Raw genomic sequence first — 5,043 nt, forward strand, 5'->3', positions numbered from 1 at the left:
CGCCCGGGGTTTCGGGGCACCGGACAGCGTGCCGGCAGGGAAAGTCGCCTTGAGGACGTCATAGGCCTTGGCCTGTGGCGACAGCTGGCCCACCACGTGCAGTGGTGCATTCCGTAGGTGAAATAGACGTAAAGGTGTCCGGCGGGGCCGAACATCGGCGCGTTGCGGGGCGTAGGGCCACGGTACGTGTGGGAGCCCGGGTCCGGGTGCAGCGAATCCTCCGGTCCCAGGTAGGCCTCCACTTCCGTGAGGCGGACGGACACCGGACCTTCGCGCGACTCGTGCGTGAGGACGGCGCCCAGCAGCAGCGGGGCCAGCTCGCGGGCATCGCCCGAGAGGATCTCCCGCAGCGGCGAACGGGCCGGCACAGGGTTTTCACTCATGGCCAGACCTTACCCGCATCCGCCGGTTTCACCCGCGGCGCGGCAGCGGAGCCGCCACGGCCATGTCTGATTTCCGCTAGTAGGGGTCTCCGGTGGCTGGCAGGATGGAGTCATGGACTTCTGGCAGCGCTATCGGGCAATCGACGCCCGGGACACCCGTTTCGACGGGCAGTTCTACACTGCGGTCCGGACCACGGGAATCTACTGCCGCCCCTCCTGCCCGGCCCGCACCCCGAAAGCCGCCAACGTCACCTTCTACGAAACCTCGGCTGCGGCCCATGACGCCGGTTACCGGGCCTGTAAACGGTGCCTTCCCGAGGCCGTTCCCGGCACGCCGGCCTGGAACCTCCGCCAGGACGTCGCGGGCCGGGCCATGCGGTTGATCAATGACGGCGTGATCAACAGGGACGGCGTGGAGGGGCTCGCTGCCCGGCTGGGCTACTCGTCGCGCCAGCTCAACCGGATCCTCACCCATGAACTGGGCGCCGGGCCGTTGTCCCTGGCCAGGGCCGGACGAGCCCAGACCGCCCGCACCCTCCTGGTCTCCACGCCAATGAAGCTTGCCGACGTCGCCTTCGCCGCCGGCTTCAGCAGCGTCCGGCAATTCAACGAGACCATGCTTGACGTGTTCGCCATGACCCCCACTGCCCTTCGGCACACCGGGCGGCATGCACACACGGCAGGAGCTGCCACAGCACTCACCCTCAGCCTCCCCTACCGCAAGCCCTTCGACCCCGGCATCTTCACGTTCCTGGCGCTCCGCGCCATCCCGGGCATCGAGGCAGGCACGGCAACCTCCTATGCCCGGACGCTCCGTCTGCCCCATGGCGACGCCCGCTTCAGGATTGATTACGACGCCGGCGCGCGGGGACGGCCGCTGACCCTCACCATCGGCGCGGCGGACCTGCGCGACCTGCCCGCGCTACTGAGCCGCGTCCGGCGCCTGTTCGACCTGGACGCCGATCCGGAAGCCATCGACGACGCCCTGTCCTCGGACAGCCGGCTGGCCGCGTCAGTGGCGGAAGCCCCCGGCATCCGGATGCCCGGCGCCCTGGATCCACAGGAGCTCCTGGTGCGGGCCATGGTGGGGCAGCAGATTACCGTCGCCGCGGCCCGCACGGCGCTGACGCAGCTCTCTGCTGCCGGCAGCCCCAGCAGTGTTCCGGGCGATGGCCTTGACCGTCTCTTCCCCACGTCCGCCCAGATTGCCGAGGCCGGACATGTGCTGCGCGGGCCCCGGCGCCGGACGGAATCGCTGCTTTCTGCTGCCGCCGCCATGGCGGAAGGGCGCCTCGATCCCGGTTATGGCGATGACCTGGCCGGCCTCACGGCCAAGCTGCTTCCGTTGCCCGGCGTGGGACCCTGGACTGTGGGCTACGCGGCGATGCGGATCCTGGGCGCCCCCGACGTCTTCCTCGCCAACGACGCTGCCGTCCGGAACGGGATCCGGGCCCTTTCGGCGGGCAGCGCCGGCCTGGCCCCGGATTTCCGGGAAGTCAGCCCCTGGCGTTCCTACGCCACGATGCACTTGTGGCGCGCCGCCGCCGCACCCAAAGCACCCGCCGCCAGCGGCACTTCCAGGAAAGCGATGCCATGACCGCCCAACTGCTGACAATGTCCACCCCGGACGGCCCCTTTACCATCATCGCGCGGGAGGGACTGGTCCTGGCGTCAGGCTGGACCGCCGACCCCCGCGAACTGACCGGCCAGGTCCATCCCGTACTGCGCCCCGACGCCGTCCAGTCCGTCGCCGCGCTGGGTGACATCTCGGGGGCTGTGGAGGCCTTCTACGACGGCGACCCCGCGCCGGCCATGGCCGTGCCAGTCCTGCAGCGCTCGGGTCCGTTCCGGGCCCACGCCTGGGACGTCCTCCGGCAGGTCAAGCCCGGCCACCCCGTGACGTACACGGAATACGCGGCCCTGGCAGGCAACGCCAAGGCGGTCCGCGCGGCCGCCAGCGCGTGCGCCTTTAATGCCGCCGCCTTGTTCGTGCCCTGCCATCGGGTGATCCGGACTGACGGCACCCTGGGCGGCTTCCGCTGGGGCCTGCGCGTGAAGGAGAGCCTGCTGGCCCGCGAAGCGGCCTGACGCGACAGTACAGGGGGACTACTTCGGCGCCGGGGTTCCGGCTGGCCAGGGCAGCAGCTCAGGCAGGTCCGTCCCGTCGGCTGCGGCGGAGGCACGCAGGCTGCCGAGGGATGGCTCCCGGCCTGCCAGCCATGCGGCGATGTCCGTAAGCATCCCGCTGATAACAGTGGACCGGCTGCCGCTGCCGATGCTGACGGGCGGCAGGCCCAGCGGCTGCAGCACCAGCTTGTCCTCCGGCCGCACCCTGGCGGCGAGGAAGTCGAACAGGTGCTCGCAGAACGCCCGGCTCCAGGTTTCCGGTCCCCTGCCCGTCTGCAGGTCTGACGCATGGATGACCAGTTCGCGCCAGAGCGCCAGGCCGCCGTCCAGCACCACTCCCCCGCGGTACGAAATCGGGGCCCACCATCCGGTGCGGTTGGCCGAGGAATCCTTGACGCCCGGCAGCGCATCGAAGGCCCTGAGGACCCGCTGCAGTGCCGCAGTTAACTCTGCAAGGTGGGTGGCGGCGTCGTGCCCCGCGGCCATCTCGATGGCTTTGTTCCGGCCGTCCATGCCGCCGTCGTACAGCTCTATTGTTTCGTCGCGGGCTGCGTACTCGAGTTGCCGGGCCATGGCGTTGGAGATCCCGGTGAGATGGGCGAGGACATGTCCCCGCGTCCAGCCCGGCAGTGCCGAGGAAGCCCGGACGTCTTGGTCGCTGAACTTTGCGGCATCTGCGGCAACGTCACCCGCGGCCTTATGGAGGTCTGCGATCAGGTCATCGGGTGCGGGAGAGGCCATGGCGCTCATCCTAACCCTCAGGAGCTCCGTCCGGACCCAGGCGGTGCCGGACATGTTCACCGTCGCTGCTCCCCTGCCAGAACTCGAACTCCGTGGGCTGGACCGCGTACAGCTGCCAGTGGGGGTTGGTGCTGCCGTCGGCGCGCGGACGTTCCGCCCAGTCGCGCGCGGAGGCCTCGGCGGAGAGCTGGACCACCGGCCCGGCCACGCGGACTTGGCGCCCCAGGGAGGCCCAGTAGAAGTTCATGGCGGCCTGCGGGACGACGTCCAGTTCCTGTCCCTTGCGGGAGGTGCGGGAGGTGGCGAAATGCCAGCCGTCGCCGTCGATGTTCTTCAGGATCAGCATGCGTGAGGACGGCTGCTGACCGGCACTGACGGTGGCCAGGCTGAAGGCGTGGGGCTGCTGCTCCCCCGCGTCCAGCGCCTCGTCCAGCCACTGCTTGAACAACTCCACCGGGTTCCGCGCAGCGCCGGCCGGATCAAAGCTGGGAAGGTCGGCCGGGAAGTCGGGCAGGGTGCGGAGGAACTTCCGGAAGGTTTCGCTCATGACGCCATGCTAGCGGCGGGTCCATGCCTGGACGGCACAACGCTCTCTCAGTTGTTGCATGAAAGTGGCCAACGCGCTCTCACTTTCTTAGCGAAAGTGAGAGCGCGTTGGCCAGAAAGGCGCATCAAGTGAAAGAGCGTCGGGGTGTTACCTTGCGTACTCCCGGACCGCGGCGAGCTCGCCTTCAAGGGCGGCCAACTGGCGCTCGACGGCGGCCGGCGCCGTTCCGCCCTGGGAGTTGCGGCTGTTCAGCGACCCCTCCGTGGACAGGACCGTCCGGACCTCAGGGGTGAGGTGCGCCGAGATGGCCGCATACTCGTCGTCGGTCAGGTCCCACAGCTCGACACCGCGGGACTCGGCCTGCTTGACCGCCGCACCGGACAGCTCATGCGCCTCACGGAACGGGACGCCCTGCCGGACCAGCCATTCGGCGATGTCCGTGGCCAGCGCAAAGCCCTGAGGTGCCAGCGACTCCATCCGCTCCCGGTTGAAGGTCAGCGTGGCGATCATGCCGGAGACGGCCGGAAGCAGGAGCTCCAGCGTGTCAGCGGCGTCGAACACCGGTTCCTTGTCCTCCTGCAGGTCGCGGTTGTACGCGAGCGGCAGGCCCTTGAGGGTTGCAAGGAGCCCGGTCAGGTTGCCGATCAGGCGCCCCGCCTTGCCGCGGGCCAGCTCGGCCACGTCCGGGTTCTTCTTCTGCGGCATGATCGAGGACCCCGTGGAGTACGAGTCATGCAGCGTGACGAAGGAGAACTCCTTGGTGGCCCAGAAGATCACTTCCTCCGATATCCGGGACAGGTCCACGCCGATCATGGAGCACACCCAGGCGAACTCGGCGAAAACATCGCGGGACGCCGTGCCGTCGATGGAGTTGTGGACCGCGGAGTAGAAGCCAAGGTCCGCAGCCACCGCCTCGGGATCGAGCCCCAGCGAGGACCCGGCCAGAGCACCTGACCCGTACGGGGAAACACCGGCCCGCTTGTCCCAGTCCTGTAGCCGCTGCACGTCGCGCAGCAGGGCCCAGGCATGGGCCAGCAGGTGGTGGCTGAGCAGGACGGGCTGGGCGTGCTGCAGGTGGGTGCGCCCCGGCATGGCGACGCCCTGGTGGGCTTTGGCCTGGTCCACCAGCGCGTCAACGGTGTCCAGCACGCCGCGGGCGATGATCCGGGCGTGGTCGCGCAGGAACATCCGGCCCAGGGTTGCCACCTGGTCGTTGCGGGACCGGCCGGCGCGCAGCTTGCCGCC

5 protein-coding genes and 2 pseudogenes are annotated in these 5,043 nt (G+C 69.4%); 2 read left to right on the forward strand and 5 right to left on the reverse strand.

Annotated features, from left to right (window positions below; translation table 11 throughout):
* Positions 1–99 (reverse strand): annotated as a pseudogene (locus AC5RTT_RS19560) (chorismate-binding protein); the annotation flags it as partial.
* Positions 96–383, reverse strand: a pseudogene (locus AC5RTT_RS19565) (DNA-3-methyladenine glycosylase); the annotation flags it as partial. The pseudogenes AC5RTT_RS19560 and AC5RTT_RS19565, both read right to left, overlap by 4 nt.
* A 112-nt stretch (positions 384–495) precedes the next feature.
* Here AC5RTT_RS19565 and AC5RTT_RS19570 point away from each other — a divergent pair.
* Both AC5RTT_RS19570 and AC5RTT_RS19575 read left to right on the forward strand, forming a co-directional pair.
* A complete protein-coding gene (locus AC5RTT_RS19570) occupies positions 496–1,980 on the forward strand; it encodes an AlkA N-terminal domain-containing protein (protein ID WP_494146565.1) in 1,485 nt (494 codons plus the stop codon).
* Positions 1,977–2,471: a methylated-DNA--[protein]-cysteine S-methyltransferase gene (locus tag AC5RTT_RS19575; protein ID WP_494051609.1), complete on the forward strand. Its 495-nt coding sequence runs from the start codon at positions 1,977–1,979 to the stop codon at positions 2,469–2,471. Before AC5RTT_RS19570 ends, AC5RTT_RS19575 begins: the two co-directional genes overlap by 4 nt.
* 18 nt (positions 2,472–2,489) lie before the next feature.
* On the opposite strand, the gene AC5RTT_RS19580 is transcribed toward AC5RTT_RS19575, so the two are convergent.
* The 3 genes from AC5RTT_RS19580 to argH all read right to left on the reverse strand — a co-directional run.
* Positions 2,490–3,251, reverse strand: a complete 762-nt coding sequence (locus AC5RTT_RS19580) for a maleylpyruvate isomerase family mycothiol-dependent enzyme (protein WP_494146566.1) — start codon at positions 3,249–3,251, stop codon at positions 2,490–2,492.
* Between the two features lie 10 nt (positions 3,252–3,261).
* The gene (locus AC5RTT_RS19585; protein WP_494146567.1) at positions 3,262–3,798 is read right to left on the reverse strand and encodes a pyridoxine/pyridoxamine 5'-phosphate oxidase; all 537 of its coding nucleotides are present in this window, start codon (positions 3,796–3,798) and stop codon (positions 3,262–3,264) included.
* 147 nt (positions 3,799–3,945) lie between these two features.
* On the reverse strand, positions 3,946–5,043 hold a 1,098-nt coding region (gene argH, locus AC5RTT_RS19590; protein ID WP_494146568.1), incomplete at its 5' end, for an argininosuccinate lyase.

The organism is Arthrobacter sp. Y3221157, assembly GCF_059089865.1.